The 18214-nt window shown below is 39.4% G+C and carries 14 protein-coding genes; 7 read left to right on the top strand and 7 right to left on the bottom strand.

The genetic code is table 11. The features are described from left to right. Window positions 1-32 precede the first annotated feature (32 nt). The 6 genes from R2Q84_RS15865 to R2Q84_RS15840 form a co-directional block, all read right to left on the bottom strand. Window positions 33-1979 carry a DUF2207 domain-containing protein gene (locus tag R2Q84_RS15865; RefSeq protein ID WP_316817554.1) on the bottom strand — a complete coding sequence of 649 codons (1947 nt, stop codon included), beginning with the start codon at window positions 1977-1979 and terminating at the stop codon, window positions 33-35. Between the two features lie 9 nt (window positions 1980-1988). After that, the gene (locus R2Q84_RS15860) at window positions 1989-2537 is read right to left on the bottom strand and encodes a LemA family protein (protein WP_316817553.1); all 549 of its coding nucleotides are present in this window, start codon (window positions 2535-2537) and stop codon (window positions 1989-1991) included. Window positions 2538-2597: 60 nt separating this feature from the next. After that, on the bottom strand, window positions 2598-3884 hold the full coding sequence (locus R2Q84_RS15855) for an NAD(P)/FAD-dependent oxidoreductase (RefSeq protein ID WP_316817552.1): 1287 nt from the start codon (window positions 3882-3884) through the stop codon (window positions 2598-2600). 13 nt (window positions 3885-3897) lie between these two features. After that, window positions 3898-4878 (bottom strand): deoxyhypusine synthase family protein, encoded by a 981-nt coding sequence (locus R2Q84_RS15850; RefSeq protein WP_316817551.1) that lies wholly within the window; start codon window positions 4876-4878, stop codon window positions 3898-3900. A 37-nt stretch (window positions 4879-4915) separates the two neighbouring features. After that, complete coding sequence (locus R2Q84_RS15845) at window positions 4916-6097, bottom strand: hypothetical protein (RefSeq protein WP_316817550.1); 1182 nt, start codon at window positions 6095-6097, stop codon at window positions 4916-4918. A 91-nt stretch (window positions 6098-6188) separates the two neighbouring features. Further along, entirely contained in the window at window positions 6189-6749 is a 561-nt protein-coding gene (locus R2Q84_RS15840; RefSeq protein WP_316817549.1) for a Crp/Fnr family transcriptional regulator, read from the bottom strand. Between the two features lie 151 nt (window positions 6750-6900). Here R2Q84_RS15840 and bla point away from each other — a divergent pair, with 151 nt between their 5' ends. Then, the gene (gene bla, locus R2Q84_RS15835) at window positions 6901-7791 is read left to right on the top strand and encodes a class A beta-lactamase, subclass A2 (RefSeq protein WP_316817548.1); all 891 of its coding nucleotides are present in this window, start codon (window positions 6901-6903) and stop codon (window positions 7789-7791) included. 91 nt (window positions 7792-7882) lie between these two features. Further along, window positions 7883-9289, top strand: a complete 1407-nt coding sequence (locus R2Q84_RS15830) for a sialate O-acetylesterase (protein ID WP_316817547.1) — start codon at window positions 7883-7885, stop codon at window positions 9287-9289. 5 nt (window positions 9290-9294) lie between these two features. On the opposite strand, the gene R2Q84_RS15825 is transcribed toward R2Q84_RS15830, so the two are convergent. Continuing rightward, the gene (locus R2Q84_RS15825) at window positions 9295-10119 is read right to left on the bottom strand and encodes an SGNH/GDSL hydrolase family protein (protein WP_316817546.1); all 825 of its coding nucleotides are present in this window, start codon (window positions 10117-10119) and stop codon (window positions 9295-9297) included. 145 nt (window positions 10120-10264) lie between these two features. On the opposite strand from R2Q84_RS15825, the gene R2Q84_RS15820 reads away from it, so the two are divergent. The 5 genes from R2Q84_RS15820 to R2Q84_RS15800 all read left to right on the top strand — a co-directional run bounded on the left by R2Q84_RS15820 (window position 10265) and on the right by R2Q84_RS15800 (window position 18212). Next, window positions 10265-10810 (top strand): RNA polymerase sigma-70 factor, encoded by a 546-nt coding sequence (locus tag R2Q84_RS15820; RefSeq protein ID WP_316817545.1) that lies wholly within the window; start codon window positions 10265-10267, stop codon window positions 10808-10810. Window positions 10811-10889: 79 nt separating this feature from the next. Then, entirely contained in the window at window positions 10890-11747 is an 858-nt protein-coding gene (locus R2Q84_RS15815; protein ID WP_316817544.1) for an alpha/beta hydrolase, read from the top strand. 93 nt (window positions 11748-11840) lie between these two features. Then, window positions 11841-12992, top strand: a complete 1152-nt coding sequence (locus R2Q84_RS15810) for a FecR family protein (protein ID WP_316817543.1) — start codon at window positions 11841-11843, stop codon at window positions 12990-12992. A 290-nt stretch (window positions 12993-13282) separates the two neighbouring features. After that, window positions 13283-16570: a TonB-dependent receptor gene (locus R2Q84_RS15805; protein WP_316817542.1), complete on the top strand. Its 3288-nt coding sequence runs from the start codon at window positions 13283-13285 to the stop codon at window positions 16568-16570. A 19-nt stretch (window positions 16571-16589) separates the two neighbouring features. Next, window positions 16590-18212 carry a RagB/SusD family nutrient uptake outer membrane protein gene (locus tag R2Q84_RS15800; protein WP_316817541.1) on the top strand — a complete coding sequence of 541 codons (1623 nt, stop codon included), beginning with the start codon at window positions 16590-16592 and terminating at the stop codon, window positions 18210-18212. Window positions 18213-18214: the final 2 nt, after the last annotated feature.

The raw sequence follows: 18214 nt of genomic DNA, 5'->3' as shown, positions 1-18214 counted from the left end.
GTAAACATTTGCTTTTGGATTTCGATGGGAGACTACCAGCCACCACCACCGCCGCCGCCTCCGCCACCGCCTGAAGAGCCTCCTCCGCTACTGCCAGAGCTCCAGCTTGAACTCCCGGATGATCCGGAGGAAGAGCCTGTATCTGGTTTACTATCGCTCACCGCACTACTGAAGGGGACAATAAAACGTTTTGTAACGTGGGGATAATAAAATTTCTCGCCTTCATACCAATCCGGACTATAATCCGCCTGGTTGAGCAGCTCTTCAAATTTGGCCCCCCAAGCATTTTCTACGTCAAGTGCGAGCGCATATGGCAAAAATTTCTCAAACAATTGGGGCGTATGCTCGGGAGGGTTCAGCATGTTTAAGCGATGTTCCTCTGCCGTTTCCAGATACATTTTAAAACCTTTAATCTTACTTAAAACGTCTGTGCCAGCTGCTGTAGGTGCCTTTATCAGGTAAACATAGAACGAATACATGATCATGCTGACCACGATAAAGATCAGCGAAATTATAGGTAGTTTACCCAGGTTCGTTAGCAGCATATACAGCGGAACACCACCGAAACCTGCTCCCCAAATGATCAGGAAAATCCCTACGGCTATAGATTCTTTTAAAAGTTTGATGCCGCCGTAAAAGCAAATTCCTCCAATGGCGATAAACGGGCAGAAAAAAAGCACCATTAAAGGTGTACCTGTTTCTACAAAGATCATGAATACAATAAACACAGCTAACGTAATTAGTGTAGCTATGATCAAATGTTTTTTGTGACTGAAAAAGAAATCCTTTAGGTTAAGCTGCGGTTTCAATCTATCCTGATGCGCATTTTTAGCCGCATTTATGGCTGAACCATTCGATTTATTGATGTATATCCTATCTTTATTGTTGAGGAGGCGCAGGTAGATGGCATCTTCTTCTTTCGACAGTACATTTGTTAAACCCGTTGATTTTTCGACAGCGTAATCTTCTTTTTTGAGACCGACTCCTTTGGTGATTTTTATGACTTTTTTTACGGCCATATTTATGATCGAAATCGCGAAGGATTTATCATCTATTTTTTTAATGTGAAAATAGCGGAGTAGGGCAGGCGACCAGTTATTTGGGACATTAAAGGTGGGTATAATAACAGGCTCCTGGGGATCTCTGCCATGACGTGACCAGCTGATATAATAGTAAGTTCCTAACCCAATCAGCAGCAGCAGTGTAACTGTAATCTTCAGATAATCCTGATAAAAGAGTTCGAAATTAGACGGCCTGTGTATAATCCCCCTGGTAAAAGCTGCAGCCACAGTAAAGCCACTTCCTGAAGGGAGCGGTCCTGTAGTCTGGAAACTTATGGATTGGTCTGGATTGATGTCGATAGTACAGTCTTTATCGGTTGATCCACTTGGGCCGGTATAACAAGCAGTATTGCCTGGTAAGGCCCCTGTAGGAAGTACGATAGTAGCAGAGGCTTTTTCAATTTCGAAATTCCACTCACTACCGGTAACATTCCAGTAAATTTCGTCATAGGTCTTAAAGAAACCTACTTGTCCTTTAGTCTGGTAATTGATTTCGTAGTTGTATACACCTGGATTAAGTATAATATCTTCGTTTCCAATGTATATACTACGGACACTACCATCATTTTTTGTCTTGTAGTTTTCCTGCTTCCCGTCCTTTAAAATGCCCGTTATCTTAAAATCGGCAGATTTTTTATCACCAAATATATCTTTACGGTACACCGGGATATTCCGGACAAGACCACGTTTGATTTGACCGCCGGATGCATAAACTTTGATTTTTTCAGACAGGTACATCATACCTGAGGTATCAATTCTGATGTCGGTATGAAAAGAAATGATTCTTTCAGAATGGTTATCCTGCTCATTTTGTTGTGTAGCCGGTTCCTGAGCTAAAGTTTTTGCAGCGAATAAGGTAGGGATGAACAGTAGTATCAGGGAGACCTTAAGCAGCGCAAACAGATGTTTAGTTTTCATACAGGGAATTTAAAAAGAAACCTTTACCGGCTCGCGTTCAGCCGAATTGTTTATTTCAAAAAAAATGCCGTTTTCGAACCCAAAGATAGATGCAACAAGGTTTGAAGGGAAAGATTGAACCTGAATATTATTTTCCCTTACTGTTCCATTGTAATATCTTCTGGAGAGCTCAATTTCTGTCTCTATAGTTTCTAATTGCGTTTGCAGCTGTTGGAAATTTGTGTTTGCTTTCAAATCGGGATAGTTCTCAGCAATGAGCATCAACCGGCTGATGTTTTCTGAAAGTTGGTTCTCTGTATTGATTTTTTCCTGATTTTGCTGGTGCTGAAGTGCTTCATTGCGCAGTCTCACCAGCTCTTGCATCAGTTTTTGTTCATGACTGGCATAACCTTTAACTGTTTCAATGAGGTTAGGAATCAGCTCATAGCGTTTCTTCAGATATACGTCGATGCCACTCCAGGCTTCTTTCATCCTGTTTTTCTTGTTGACAAGTGTGTTGTAATAAAATATGCTGCCAACTATCAGCAGGCAAATCAGGGCAATTAAGATATATAACATAGGCTAGAGAAAGGTAGAAAAAAAATCAATAGCCGGAAGACACTCTAAAAAAGAAAATTTTTAATTAGAAAATCTAATGGTATTATCCAGCGACTTGGTTTTTTCTAAAGGCTGGTTTAAAATCAAGCGTAAAGAAGGGTTCTTTGTTAGATAGTTCCATGCCCAATTAATGAAAATGATGAGCTTGTTTTTTACACCAAGAATTAAGAAAAGGTGTAGGAACATCCATATCAGCCATGCAAAATAACCGCTTAAATGTAAGCTGTTCACATCTACAACGGCCTTGTTTTTTCCTATAGTAGCCATTGATCCCAGATCTTTGTACTCATAAGGCAGGGCTGATTTGCCTGCATGTAGTCTTTTTAGATTTTTAGCCAGGTTCTTCGCCTGATTTATGGCCACATTTGCTATTTGGGGATGGCCTCTGGGGTATTTTTCAGTCTCCATATAACTGATATCGCCTATGGCGTAAATGCCATTGCAACCGATAAGACTGTTCGTGCGGTCGACCTTTATTCGATTGCCAACAGTTTTGCAATCTTGCTGTATACCTTCCAGCGCATTACCGGTTACGCCCGCTGCCCATATGACTGATTTAGTTCTGATAGTCTTGCCATTACTTAATGACAATTCTTTTCCATCATAGTTCTTTACAAAAGTTTCCTTTAATATTTCTACGCCCATATTCCGTAGGTAGTTTTCGGAAGCTTTTTTCGATTTTTCGCTCATATTATTGAGCGTATGCCCGCTTCCTTCCACCAAAGTTACTTTGAAGTCCGTGAAGTCGATGCCCGGATAATCAACTGGTAAAATGTTCTGCTTAATTTCGGCAAAAGCACCGGCCAATTCTACACCAGTAGGACCGCCACCAACAATTACCAGGTTTAGCAAATCTTTATGTGTCAGCCATGATGTATTGGCGATGACTTCAAAAGTTTGTAAAATATGATTTCTTACTTTTATTGCGTCGGATGTTGATTTTAGGGTAAGCGCATTTTTTTCAATGTTCTCATTGCCGAAAAAATTAGTCTTACAGCCAATTGCAATGACTAGAAAATCATAATCAAAATCACCTGCAGATGTGGTGATTGATTTTCCCTCTTGATTGATTTTTATTACTTCTGCTAACCTGATTTGCACATGTTCTTTGTTTTTAAAAACATATCTCAATGGGAAGGATATACTCGAAGGTTCAATCTGTGCAGTGGCGACCTGGTAAAACAAAGGCTGAAATTGATGATGATTAAGTTTATCAAGTAGCAAGACCTCGAAAATTCGACCATCAATACTATTGGCCAGCTCCAGACCTGCAAAACCAGCACCAACAATTACAACCTTTTGTTTCATTTTTAGAATAGAATTAGTGTTTTAAAACCCATGAAAAGATAAGCGGGGCAACAATGGTTGCATCTGATTCGATTACATAGCTTGGGGTATCGAGGTCAAGTTTTCCCCATGTTATTTTTTCGTTGGGTATACAGCCTGAATAGGAACCAAATGACGTTGTGGAGTCAGTAATCTGGCAATAATATCTCCAGCGCAATACGTCATCTCTTTCCAGATCCTGGGCAAGCATCGGTGCTACACACATGGCAAAGTCACCAGCAATACCACCGCCAATTTGAAAAAATCCTACACCTTCGTTTATAGCATTTTGAGCATACCAGTCTGCCAGCCAAACCATATATTCGATTCCACTTTTTGTGGTAGAAGCCTTAATCTCTCCCTTGATCACATAGGAAGCGAAAATATTTCCCATAGTAGAATCTTCCCATCCCGGAACAACAATTGGAATTCCTTTTTGAGCGGCGGCAAGCATCCATGAATTTGCAGGGTCTATTTCATAATACTGTTCAAGCACACCGCTCAAAAGAAGTTTGTACATGTACTCATGCGGGAAATAGCGTTCAGCTTTAGTATCCGCATCTTTCCATATCTTTTCTATATGTTCTTGTATTCTTCTGAATGCTTCTTCCTCAGGAATACAAGTATCTGTTACTCTATTGTATTTATTGTTGAGTAAATCCAGTTCGTCCTGTGGACTAAGGTCCCGGTAGTTGGGGATTCTTTTGTAGTGGGAGTGGGCTACAAGGTTCATGATGTCCTCTTCCAGATTGGCACCAGTACAGCTAATGATATCAACTTTGTCCTGTCTGATCATTTCTGCTAATGAAATTCCAAGTTCAGCAGTACTCATGGCGCCGGCAAGGGAAATGAGCATTTTTCCGCCCTTTGTTAAATGGGCTTCGTAACCTTTAGCCGCGTCGACTACGGTCGCAGCATTAAAATGGAGATAGTTTTTCTCCATAAATTTTGAGATAGGGCCTCTTTCAAGTTCCATAACAGTAAATGTAAAATGTATTTGTGTGTATAAAGTACTAAGGGGTGAAAATCAGCATTATAAATACTGCGAAGAGTACAAGATGCATGATTCCCGATATCGGAGTTGTTCTTTTTCCAAAGAAGGTCAAAAAGCTAAGACAAACTGTGATCAGGAAAAGAATGGTTTCTGTGGATGAAATACCGAAAAGCACTGTTTTTCCTGTAACCAGGCCGATAATCAATACAGCAGGAACGGTTAACCCAACAGTCGAAACAAACGCGCCGTGACATAGGTTGATGGCCCTTTGTGTTTCATTATTGAGTGCCGCTTTTATCGCTGTAATCGATTCAGGTGTAAATACGATGATGGCGATGAGTACCCCTCCCAGAATAGGAGGAAGATCAGCTGCTTTTATTCCATAATCCACTACTACGGCCATGTTATGTGATAAAAGTACAATAGGCAGAATCATGGCAATCAGCACCAGCGAACGGATCAGGATCTCATTTTTACTTCCTGGAGTTTCTGCTTTGGAATGTTCAGTCGTTGTAACATCTGATTGGTTACGACGGGCGAAAAGAATCTCCATTGCTCCCTTTTGAGGCTGGATATAAAGGTGCCTGTAGCCTTTCATCTGTAGCAGTAGAAAAAAACCGTAAAGAATTACAATCAAAGTTGATATAACTATAGCCTGCATCGTTGTGAAAGCTCCATTTCCCATTCCAACAATAACGTTTGGCAGCATTAAAGACATGCCTCCCAATAAAACGATCATTGAAATGTACGTGAGTGTTCCCTGGGCATTGTACTCCTGTTCGCCATGTTTTAATGAACCAAATAATACACATAAACCTACAACCAGGTTCATGATGATCATCATTACCGAAAAAATAGAGTCTTTACCAATTGTTGGGAATTCTCCCGGGCCTAACATTACAGCAGCAATCAGGATTACTTCAATAGATACTATGGAGAGCGTAAGGATCAGCGTTCCATAAGGCTCACCTAATTTATGCGCAAGCTCGTCCGCTTCTTTTACCACTCCAAAGGATGCAGTGATGATAGTTGCCAGCAGCGTAATAAAAATAACAACAGCAGCTGTTCCAGACATATTTTCGCCGAAGAATGAATCTCCAAAAGCATAAAATACCCCAACAACAAGCCATATAATGGCTAAACGGATCTTGGTAGAAGTCGGAAGGATAAGATCCAATCCTGTTGATTTTTTTGCAGACATATTTTTAATATCTATTAAAAGATTGACGGTGCAAAATTATGTTTTGTGCTACGGAACAAATTTATCCTATGATAAATAACGTGAATTTACATTATTTTTCTTTACGGATCCGACTTAAGCTTACTTGTGTAATTCCGAGATATGATGCTATAAATTTTAACGGTACTCTTTGTAAAAGGCTCGCCCTGTTATTCATTAGTTCATCATAGCGTTGTTTTGCCGATTGCAGTTCTCTTGAAATCAATCTTTTTTCAATCTTTAAAAGTTCTGTCTCTGCCAGTTTTCTACCCCAGTTGGCAATATGTATGTCTTTGTTAAACAGTTCCTGTAAATGTCCGTTATCCAGTTCATAGAGGTCACAGTTTTCCAGCAATTCAACATTTTCGTAGCCTTTTTTATGTTCCACATAGCTTCTCATAGACAGGATGGTTTCACCTTCCTCACCGAACCAAAATGTGATGTCGTTTTCTACTGGTGTTGCGAAAGCCCTGACTATTCCTTTTTTGATAAAGAAGGTCTTTGTTTCTACTTTGTCTGCTCTTAATATGATATCTCCTTTCTCGTAGCTAACTTCTTTTATGTATTTACATATTTCCGTTATTGAGGCTGGAGGAAGGGGGTAAATTTCATTTAATAACTGGCTAATTTCCATATAACGCTCGCAATATAATTCAAAGAATTGTTGCTGTTAGCATATTTTAAAACTCTTTGATTGGTTCCTAAAGTTAATCGGTTGTACGGAGATCTGGAAAATTATTATAGATGATTTCTTGTAACTTTGAGAATTACAGCTAGTTTTTATCATGAAACAACTTTGTCTTTTTTTCTTAATAGCGTTCGCCTCATTTTTTTCTGTTGAAGTATGTGGACAAGCCCGTACACTCCAACAGAAAATGGAAACCATCATTAATGGTAAAAAGGCAGATGTCGGGGTGTCTGTATTGTATCTTGAAAAAAGGAGATCTGTTTCCGTAAATGGGGATCGGCATTATCCTATGCAAAGCGTGTACAAATTCCATCTCGCTTTGGCTGTACTTCATCAGGTTGATAAAGGTAAATTTCGTTTAAACGAGAAAATCCTTGTAAAAAAGAGTGACTTGCTGCCTGATACATGGAGTCCTTTAAGGGATAAGTATCCGGCTGGGAATGTAAGTTTGCCTTTGTCTGAAATCATTAAATTTTCCGTTTCCTGGAGCGATAACAACGCTTGCGATATATTATTCCGATTACTGGGCGGACCAAATAAAGTGCATCAGTACATTGCTGGGTTAGGCATTAAAGATTGTGCCATAGTAGCTACGGAGGAGGAGATGCATAAAGATGATAAAGTTCAGTTTCTGAATTGGAGTACACCAAAATCGGTTAATACTTTACTTGAAAAATTTTGTCGCGGACAAGTGCTTAAGAAAAACACCGGGGATTTTTTGATGAAGGTTATGGAAGAAACGACCACAGGGGCTAATAAGATTAAAGGGTTGCTGCCTTTAGGAACTGTTGTTGCCCATAAGACCGGAAGTTCTGGGATGAATAAAGAAGGAATCACGGCTGCTTCAAATGATGCAGGAATTGTTACGCTGCGAAACGGAAAGAAAATGATCATCACGGTTTTTGTATCCATGTCAAAAGAGCGCGAAGAAGAAAATGACAGGATTATCGCTGAGTTGGCTAAGGCTGCCTGGGAAGAGGGACACTAATTTCAAATTGTTTAAAGGAATAGTTATCTTAATAGCGTCAAAATCCTGGAAAGGATTTTGAACCAAACCAAACACTAAACAAAAACACACAATGAAAAAACAGTTTCTCTTCCTTATTTTTTCTTTTTTTGCTTTAACGCTATATGCAGATGTTAAGCTCCCGAATGTATTGGGGAGCAATATGGTATTGCAACAACAATCCACAACAAAACTATGGGGGTGGGCTTTCCCGGGTGAAAAAATAAAAATTACCGCATCATGGGACAATAAAACAATTGAAACAACAGCCGATGGAAATGCAAAATGGCAAATTGATCTTCAGACACCTAAGTTTGGTGGCCCTTATCAAATTGTTGTACAAGGAAACAATAAAATTGTACTGGAAAATATCATGATCGGAGAAGTATGGGTATGTAGTGGTCAGTCCAATATGGAGTGGAATTATCACCTTGGTGTGCCAGGTATTAAAGATGAACTGGCACAAGCCGGTAAACTTAATATCAGATTTTTCAGTATGCCTAAAACGACTTCAAAAACTCCGCAGGATAATGTTGAAGGTAGCTGGACTGTTTGCGATAGCAATTCACTAAAGGCATTTAGTGCTGTAGGTTATTATTTTGGGAAACAATTGAGCCAGGATTTGAATGTACCTATAGGATTGATCAGTAGTAACTGGGGTGGTACACCTGCCGAAGTTTGGACTCCTGCCGATTTAGTAGAAAATAATCCAACCCTAAAGGAAGCAGCAACAAAAAAGGCTCCTGTAGCATGGTGGCCTGTAACCCCTGGTTATACTTACAATGCAATGATTGCGCCTATTGTTAATTTCAACATTGCAGGAGCGATTTGGTATCAGGGTGAAAGTAATACATTGACTTCTTCAAGCTATGCTGAATTAATGAATACAATGATAGGTAGCTGGCGTAAGGCATGGAATAAAAATTTGCCATTTTACTATGTGCAGATCGCTCCGTTTAAATACGACCGGTATAATATAGGAGCCTTAGTGAGAGAGGCACAAACCAAAAACCTTTCGACGGAAAATACAGGAATGGTAGTGATTTCTGATTTGGTTAGTGATACGTTGAACATTCACCCGGTAAATAAGAAAGATGTAGGTTTACGTCTTGCCAATTGGGCACTTGCTGAAACGTATGGTACGAAGAAAGGAGCCTATAAGAGCCCGATCTTTAAATCGTTTACGGTAAATGGAAGTAATGGCCTGATTGATTTTGACAATGCTGAAATGGGCTTAATGTTGAAAGGCGAAAAAGCAAAAGAGATCTTTGTAGCTGGTGCAGATCAAGTATTTTATCCGGCAATGGTAAAAATAAAAGGCAATACAATCGTTGTTTCAAGTAAACAGGTAAAAAAGCCAGAAGCTATTCGTTACCAATTTAGCAATGCTGGTATAGGCAATATTTTTAGTAAAGCAGGTTTACCGGTTGCTCCATTCAGAACTGATAACTGGGAGGTGAATACCGGTAGTTTAAAATAGGAAGCTTAGTTGGCTTTAATGGCTTTCACAAAAAGCTTTGAAATAATTTCATAACCCTTATCTGAAGGATGCAACCCATCAAATGTGAGGTTCATTGCATCAAGAGGATAAGGGTGTTCATCTTTTTCCGGATCGAAAGGTATATCAATAAAAGATGGGTACCTGAAGTTTTTATAGCTTCCGGTTTCAGGGTCTTTTAAACGCTTGTATTTTACAAGATGCTTTAAGCCTAGTTGCTTGTCATTAAACAAGTCTACAACTTTAAACTTTTCATATTTGCCGATTTCATTTACGGCATTGGCAAACTGGGCTAGTGACTGACCATTTTTTTGTTTGTAAGAACCCCAGGCATTATTTTTCATATTGCTGAGGTATACAAAATCTACACGTTGCATTGGTGTGACCAGTATAATTTTAGCTTGTGGATTTAATGCATGTAGTTTATTAACAATGATGCGATATGAACCATAAAATGTACCGTTGCCATTGTTTTTATGATAATCGTCCATCGTACCCAAAGGTCTGCTGCTCCACCAGTCGTTGGTACCTAAAAACACAGAATAAATATCTGATTTTTGTAAATCAAGGCCCTCTATTTTTTCGGCAATGCCAGCAGCGGTCCAGCCATTATGCCCCTGGTTAATGTATTTTATGTAAGGAAGCTTCGCAGTTACCATGCTCATGTATCCTTTGCTGATTCTGTTGCCCGCCTCTTCTGGATGTTCGTTCATAAAGGTAATAGAATCGCCTATGGCAGTCCATACCAGTTCTTTGCTGCTAAATGAAGTAACAAGTAAAAATAGAGGAAGAAGAAATAAAAGTCTTTTCATCTTATGGTGTTTTGGTTTATTTTTTAATTGGCTTTATAGGTTGAAATTAGCATTTTTTAAACAATAAAAAATTTGAAGGCTTTTTATATCTCAAAAATAAGCTGTATCCTTACCGTTCAGATCATCAATCAATATTTGAGATAATATGTCTACGGCGGTTCTTGATTTTAAACAGTTGTATCTTGATTATTATGCTGCCCTTTGCTACTTCGCATTTAAGATTGTCGGAGATCAGGAGGAGGCAAAAGATCTTGTGGAAGATGTTTTCTTGAAGGTACTTCACAATAAGTCGACAATATTGGAGGTAGAGAACATTCGTGCCTATCTTTATACAGCGGTTAAAAATTCTTGCCTAAGTCATCTGAAAGTATCAACAAGGGTTAAAGAACGCCAATGGCATTACAATTCCAATTTACCTCTGGAAGAACAGGGCTGCGTAAATGAACTGATTCAAGCTGAGGTATTACGCGATATAATGAAGGTGATAGATAAATTACCTGGTCATGCAGGGAAGATTATTAAAATGAGCTATTTTGAATCTTTGAAAAACGATGAAATTGCTGCACATCTTGGAATTTCTGTGCAAACAGTAAAAAACTTAAAATCGAAAGGACTGGATACTTTAAGACATTTGCTTAAACCTGATATTTTTGCAATGTTCTTATTCATTTATGGCCTGAAGAATGGCTAGGGATAAAATCATATTTTTATCGGTACTTTTCTAGATTGTTGTAGTTTAGTTATTGAATCAACAAACCACAATAAAAATTATGATAAGATCATTAAAAACGATTGCCCTGCTACTCATTTGTTATAGTGCTTCTGCTCAACAGGTATTGTCACTTTATCCGGAGAGTATTCCCAATTGCAAGGTTAGTTTGAAGGATGCTGACAAACCAACACTTACTGTTTATTTACCTCCGGCCGACAAAGCTACAGGGACAGCGGTAATCATTTTTCCTGGTGGGGGCTATGGTACCATCGTTACACATACTGAAGGCACACCAATAGCAGAGGCTTTTCTAAAACAAGGGATTGCCGCAATCGTGGTAAAATACCGTTTGCCCGATGCTGACAAAATGAGGGATAAAAGTATGGGACCTTTGATGGATGCACAACAGGCGATGAAAATGGTAAGATCAAAAGCATCAACCTGGAATATTGATCCTGCAAAAATCGGAATCATAGGTTTCAGTGCAGGAGGACATCTGGCCAGTAGTTTAGGTACACATTTTAAAACGAGTTACATTTCCAATAAAGAAGGGGTTAATCTTCGTCCGGATTATATGGTTCTTGTTTATCCTGTAATCAGTATGAAAGCAGGTCTTACGCATTCTGGATCAAAGACAAATTTGCTTGGAACAGCACCTACGCCAGAAAAATTACAGCTATTTTCAAATGAAGAGCAGGTAACCAAAGATACGCCGCCTACTTATTTAACACATTCGGGCGATGACAGTGTGGTAAAGGTTGATAATAGTATAGCATTTTATAAGGCATTGCAAAAAAAAGGTGTGGATGCGGAGCTGCATTTGTTTCCAAAAGGGGACCATGGTTTCGTCTTGCAGCTTCCGGTAGATGACTGGATGCAGCCCATATTTCGCTTTATTAAAAGTCAGGGTTTTTAATGGTTTATATGGTAATGAAAAATATTTTATATTTTATCGGTACTTTTTCAACGTCGTGTAGTTTAAGTATTAAATCAGATATACAAAACTGGAATGAAGCAGGATTACGATAAGATCATTACATTAATTGGTGATTATAATTCAGGGGAAATTGATGAAGCCGGCAGGAAAGAACTGGAAGCCTGGATTGCCCTTGATCAGAATAATCAATTGGTTTTTGACCGGCTTACTTCTAATGACCAGCTTAGGGATGAACTGGAAATTATGCATGGCTTTAATGCGGAAGATAATTTTTCTGAATTTGAACGTGCGCATATGCTACCTGTAAAAAGGCTTTGGGTAAGGATCGCTGTTGCCGCCTCTATTGTTATTGCTTGTACTATTGGTGGCTATCACTATTTCTTTTCGGAAAAGACAAGTATGCAAACTGAGTTTACAATAGCTAATGATATTGTTCCGGGTAAAAATGCGGCAACTTTAACACTGGCAAATGGTAAAAAGATAGCATTGGCAGATGCCCATAATGGAGAACTCGCTAAAGAGGCAGGAGTCGTAATCACAAAGACCAGCGACGGTCAGCTTATTTACGAAATCAAAGACAAGGGTGATTTAGCCGGATCTAAAAATAATACACTGTCAACTGCCCGGGGAGAAACTTATCGCGTTCGTTTACCTGATGGAAGTCTGGTTTGGATAAATGCCGCGACAACTTTAAGTTATCCTGCATCTTTTGCTAGCTTGAAAAAACGAACAGTGGAATTGAATGGAGAGGCTTACTTTGAGGTTTCTAAAGATAAGGCACGTCCCTTCATCGTGAAAACAGCTAAACAGCAGCTTGTTGTGCTTGGAACACATTTCAATATCAATAGTTACACCGATGAAGAGCAGACAGTAACGACGTTGCTGGAAGGTTCGGTAAAAATAAATGAAGGAACTTTGCTGAAACCTGGTGAACAGGCGCAGTTATCCGATAATGGGAACATTAACGTACGCCCTGCCAATATAGAGGAAGCATTAGGCTGGAAGAATGGTTTTTTTCTGTTTGATGATGATGATTTACCAACTGTAATGCGACAAATCTCGAGATGGTATAACATCAATGTGAAATATGAAGGAGAAATTCCTAAAGCAAGTTTTGATGGTAAAGTTTACAGAAATCTTAATCTCTCAAAAGCCCTTGAAGTATTGAAGTATGCCAATGTCAAATTCAGAATTGAAGGGAAAACCATCATCATTATGCCTTAAAGGCAGTTGTAATAATTGAATAAACAAAACCATAAAATAACCAAATAGACCAGAATATGAAGAAAAGCTTACGAAGCAGGGCTTAGTGCCCTATTGGTGACCGGTGAAAAACCGCAGAAGTGTTGGCGCACCTCTGCGGAAATAGCTTGGGTCAACCCTTCCCGGAAAGCCGGGATAAAATCTATATGAACCGATTTACGAATTAGCCCAAACCAATCAAAAGTATGAAAATAAATGCTTTTAACCTAGGCGTGCCCAAACTATGGCTGCCACCCAAATTATTATTGATTATGAAGTTGACCGTTTTCATTATGATCATATCATTGGCACACGTATTTGCCCGTTCCTTCGGTCAGAATGTAAATCTGGAACAAAAAAATGTATCACTTAAATCTGTGTTGAATTCAATAGAGGCACAAACAGGATATGTTTTTTTGAGCCGGGATTATGATCTGAATAAACCAAAAATAAGTGTTACGCTTAAAAATGCAAATATTGAAGAAGCCGTTAAAACGGTATTTAAAGGCCTTCCGATTAATTACAAAATTGTAGACAACAATATTATTCTGTCTAAAAAAACGCCAACGTTTCTGGAGAAAGTAAGTAGCTATCTGGCGACAATAGAAATTACAGGAAAAGTGGTGGATGAACAAGGAATCCCACTTCCTGGTGCTTCTGTAACTGTAAAAGGAGGTAGCGCAACGGCAAGTACCGATAAAGATGGTCGTTATAGTATTAAATTGCCAGAAGGAAATGTGGTGTTAATTTATTCTTACATCGGATTTGTTAGTCAGGAAATTACAGTAGGAGAAGGAGATAAGGTGCTGAATGTAACGCTTAAGGCAAGTGACCAGTCTTTAGATGAGTTGGTTATCCTTGGCTTCGGACAAACACAAAAGAAGATTGCGCAAACGGGATCTTCAGTCTCAATTGGCCTGAAGGAATTGAAACAAAGCCCTACAGCTAATATTACCAATGCGTTGGCAGGAAGGTTACCGGGATTAACGGCTATACAGATTAGTGGAGAACCGGGGAATGATAAATCGCAATTGCTGATCAGAGGGCGGGCCACAGTGAACGGTCAGGAACCATTGATTACTATTGATGGGGTAAAGAAAGACTACAGGGCTATCGCTTTGCTCGATGTCAATGAAATTGAGAATATTACCATACTTAAGGATGCTTCAGCAACCGCATTATATGGTGTGAAAGGTGCAAATGGTGTAATCATTGTAACCACCCGTAGAGGTAAGCAAGGTAAGCCAACAGTTTCAGCTAGTGTTCAGCGTGCGGTACAAACGTCTATCCGTTTGCCGGAGTATGTGGATTCTTATAACTATGCTGTTCTGGCCAATGAAGCATTTCTAAATGATAATCCCACTGGGATGGTTCCCTATAATGCTGAGGCACTGGAAGCCTATCGTACAGGGTCTGATCCTTATAAATATCCCAATGTCGATTGGTTTGATGAGATGATGAAACCTGCAATGCAGACACAAGCCAATTTTAATATTGGTGGTGGTGGACAACAGTCCCGTTACTTCGTAAACGTTGGTTATACAGATCAGGGGGGAATATATAAAACGGAAAAAGATCCTAAGTATGATCCCACTTCCAGTTTTAAACGCTATAATTTCCGTTCCAATGTCGATATCGATTTTGATGATAATTTTTCTATGTCCTTAAATCTATTTGGTGCGATAGAAAACAAAAGAGACCCTAATATTTCTGTTGCGGATCTTTTCTGGACTTTAAATCAGATACCACCAAATGCTTTTCCGGTAAAATTTCCTACCGGAAGTTATGGGGAAAAGGGGTTCATCAATCCAGCCCGATTTTTAAACCAGTCTGGTTTTCGTGAATCATTCAATTCCTCTTTATCAGGAATGCTGTCTTTAACAAGGAAACTGAATTTCATTACCCCTGGATTAACACTTAAAGGAAATTATTCTTTTGATGGTTATTTTCAAAATGATTTTAGAAGGTCTAAATCAGTGATGACTGCTGATTATAAGGGAACCGGAGATTATAATGATCCTGCCAGTTATACCTATAAAGGTGTTGATGCGCCGCTTTCTGCCCCTACTTCAGCTTTCAACCAAAAAAGAGACGTGTGGATGGATGTGTCATTAAATTATACTAAACAGTATAAGGATCATGGTTTTACAGGTTTATTGCTTGTAAATCGTGCACAGGAAGTAAGGGGTAATGAAGTCCCTTATGTTACGCAGGGTATTGTAACCAGGTTGACTTATAATTACAAAACCAAATATTTTGCGGAGTTTAATGCAGGATACAATGGGACAGACAATTTCTCTGAAGAAAAGAGATACGGTTTTTTCCCGGCAGTTTCTGCTGGCTGGGTGCTTTCTGAAGAATCCTTCTTAAAAGGAAATTCCGTTATAGATTTCTTAAAACTAAGAGGTTCTTATGGATTGACCGGAAATGACCTGATACCTGGAAGAAGATGGTTGTTTAGTTCTGAATATATCCGAAGTGCAGGTAATGGCTATTTGTATGGAGATCAGCTTGTAGGGATAGAAGGTATTTATGAGGGAGCAATGGCAAACCCGGCTGTAACCTGGGAAACAGCACGTAAGGGAAACATTGGCTTTGAAATCAAATTACTGAAGGATCTTTTCTCTGTAACGGCTGATTTCTTTACGGAAAAACGTAACAATATTTTGATTACCCGTAAATCCCTTCCTACAATGTTGGGGATGAGTGAAAATAATCTGCCTCCTGCTAATATGGGGAAAGTAAACAATAAAGGATTCGAAGTAGAACTTGCTCACCGTAACAGCTTCAATAATGGTGGGTACTTTTTGAGTGGGAATTTTGCCCTGGCTAAAAACAAAATCATCTTTATGGATGAGGAAAACAAGCCATATGATTATCAATACCAAACAGGACATCCTTTGGGTCAAATTTTTCTGTTAGAAGCAGAAAGGTTTTTTAGAGATGAAATCGACATTCGTCTTAGTCCTGCACAATATGGCCGCCTGATTCCGGGGGATGTAAAGTATAAAGATTTGAATGGTGACGGGATTATTACTGATGATGATATGGGACCAATGGGTAGAAGTAATATTCCTGAAATTACTTTTGGTTTGTCTGGCGGAGTGAACTGGAAGAATTTTGACATTAGTTTCCTTTTTCAAGGTGCTGCAAACAGTAGCAGGACTCTCGTGGGGGGAATGTCGTGGGAATTTTATGAAGGGGGAAAAGCGAGGACCCAGCATCTGAACAGATGGACACCTGAAACAGCCAATACGGCAACCTGGCCTGCACTCCATTATGGCGGTAATAGTAACAACCACCGGATGTCTTCACTTTACCTGGAAGACAACAGTTATATACGTTTAAAAAATTTAGAAATAGGTTATACTTTTAAAAATATCAGGCTGACAAAAAATGCCGGTTTATCTAGTTTTCGGATTTACGGGAATGGGATGAATTTATATACCTGGACGAAAGCCCAACCTATGTTTGATCCGGAATACTGGCAGCCAAATACCATTGGTAATGTTTACCCTGCCCAACGGATAATCAACTTTGGTGCTTCTCTTAGTTTCTAACCCTAAAACTTATTTTCACATGAAATTTAAATTAATAATGATTTGCATTCTGGGGATATTGACATTTTCCGGATGTAAAAAATTTGATGAATACCTGGATAAAGCTGAGACTGGGGGCTTGTCGGAACAAGAAGTTTTCGGAGACTACGTGCAGACAGAAAAATATCTGGCCAATGTATACAGTCACCTGCCGAATGAATGGATGCCTGCAAATAGTTTTACCTATGCTGCGGCATCTGATGAAGCGAAATGTCCGGTTATCTATTTTAATGGTCCTCAGGTGTTTACCAGGGGGTTGATCAGTCCAAATCACAACCCTATTGATGTGTGGGCATCACTTTACGCTGCTATTCGTAAAGTTAACCGCTTTATAGAAAAAATAGATGCCGTTCCGGCAAAAAATACTACACAGATTGCTGGAAAAAGCCGTATGAAAGGCGAAGCTTATTTTTTAAGGGCCTTCTTTTACGCCGAATTACATAAGCGTTATGGCAGGGTACCTGTGATAGATCGGGTTTTGCAAGTCAGCGATGACCTGAATATTCCTAGAAATACTGAAGAAGAGTTGGTGCGCTTTATTGTGGACGATTGTAATGAAGCGGCCGCTAATTTACTTCCTGTAAATACTGCTGCAAATATTGGTAGGGCAACTAAAGGAGCCGCTTTAATGTTAAAATCCAGGGTTTTACTCTATTCTGCCAGCTTATTACACAATCCAGGTTCGGATGTTCAGAAATGGCAACGAGCCGCTGACGCTGCTGAGGATGTGATGAAACTTAATTTGTATCAGGTTGATGGCGATTATAAGCAATTGTTTCATAAAAGAACTGCTGCTAATATCATATTTCAATCTACATTTAATAATACCAGCTGGGTTCAACAAATGTTTGTACCTAGTCAGGGTGGTTTGGGCTGGATTCAACCCTTGCAGAATTTGGTTGATGATTATGAAATGACCAATGGTTTAAAGCCTGATGAGGCAGGATCAGGTTATGATGCTAATCATCCTTATGCCAATCGTGATCCCAGGCTTGCCGCTTCGATTATTCACAATGGCAGCATTTGGAGAGAGAATGTGATCGAAACTTTTGTAGATGGAGTAGATGGACTGACTTCTGCTGAAGGTGCAAAAACTCAAACTGGTTATTACTTGCGTAAGCTGTTGGATGAAAATGGAAGTATGACTCCCGATAACAGACCGGGTGATCATTTCTGGGTTTTTATGCGTTACGAGGAAACACTGTTGAATTTCGCTGAAGCTAAGAATGAGGCTTTGTCGAGCCCGGATAAAAGTGTTTATGATGCTGTAAATGCTGTACGTACAAGGGCTGGCATAAATATGCCAGCATTGCCGGCAGGTCTTAACAAAGTACAGATGAGAGAAAGAATCAGAAGAGAGAAAAGAGTTGAACTGGCTTTTGAAGGCTTCCGTTTTTGGGACATCAGGAGGTGGCGTATTGGCAAAAGTGTAATGCGTGACGCAAGAGGTATGCGTGTAGTGAAGCAAGGCGGAGGAGATTTTTCTTATACACCATTCCTTGTAGAGTCAAGAATTTATGAGGATGCTTTTGACCTTTATCCAATCCCGCAATCAGAGCGTAACAGAAATACGGCACTTGATCAAAATAATGATTACCACTAATG

This window comes from Pedobacter nyackensis, from assembly GCF_032678475.1.
Taxonomy (GTDB): domain Bacteria; phylum Bacteroidota; class Bacteroidia; order Sphingobacteriales; family Sphingobacteriaceae; genus Pedobacter; species Pedobacter nyackensis_A.
Note: the sequence above shows the minus strand (reverse complement) of the source record. Positions and strands in the feature narration are given on the sequence as shown.

Coding starts and splice junctions, on each gene's coding strand:
- R2Q84_RS15800 (WP_316817541.1), top strand. CDS start 16,590: ATGAAATTTAAATTAATAATGATTTGCATTCTGGGGATATTGACATTT.
- R2Q84_RS15840 (WP_316817549.1), bottom strand. CDS start 6,749: ATGGAAATTAGCCAGTTATTAAATGAAATTTACCCCCTTCCTCCAGCC.
- R2Q84_RS15850 (WP_316817551.1), bottom strand. CDS start 4,878: ATGGAACTTGAAAGAGGCCCTATCTCAAAATTTATGGAGAAAAACTAT.
- R2Q84_RS15855 (WP_316817552.1), bottom strand. CDS start 3,884: ATGAAACAAAAGGTTGTAATTGTTGGTGCTGGTTTTGCAGGTCTGGAG.
- bla (WP_316817548.1), top strand. CDS start 6,901: ATGAAACAACTTTGTCTTTTTTTCTTAATAGCGTTCGCCTCATTTTTT.
- R2Q84_RS15865 (WP_316817554.1), bottom strand. CDS start 1,979: ATGAAAACTAAACATCTGTTTGCGCTGCTTAAGGTCTCCCTGATACTA.
- R2Q84_RS15820 (WP_316817545.1), top strand. CDS start 10,265: ATGTCTACGGCGGTTCTTGATTTTAAACAGTTGTATCTTGATTATTAT.
- R2Q84_RS15805 (WP_316817542.1), top strand. CDS start 13,283: ATGAAGTTGACCGTTTTCATTATGATCATATCATTGGCACACGTATTT.
- R2Q84_RS15810 (WP_316817543.1), top strand. CDS start 11,841: ATGAAGCAGGATTACGATAAGATCATTACATTAATTGGTGATTATAAT.
- R2Q84_RS15815 (WP_316817544.1), top strand. CDS start 10,890: ATGATAAGATCATTAAAAACGATTGCCCTGCTACTCATTTGTTATAGT.
- R2Q84_RS15845 (WP_316817550.1), bottom strand. CDS start 6,097: ATGTCTGCAAAAAAATCAACAGGATTGGATCTTATCCTTCCGACTTCT.
- R2Q84_RS15830 (WP_316817547.1), top strand. CDS start 7,883: ATGAAAAAACAGTTTCTCTTCCTTATTTTTTCTTTTTTTGCTTTAACG.
- R2Q84_RS15860 (WP_316817553.1), bottom strand. CDS start 2,537: ATGTTATATATCTTAATTGCCCTGATTTGCCTGCTGATAGTTGGCAGC.
- R2Q84_RS15825 (WP_316817546.1), bottom strand. CDS start 10,119: ATGAAAAGACTTTTATTTCTTCTTCCTCTATTTTTACTTGTTACTTCA.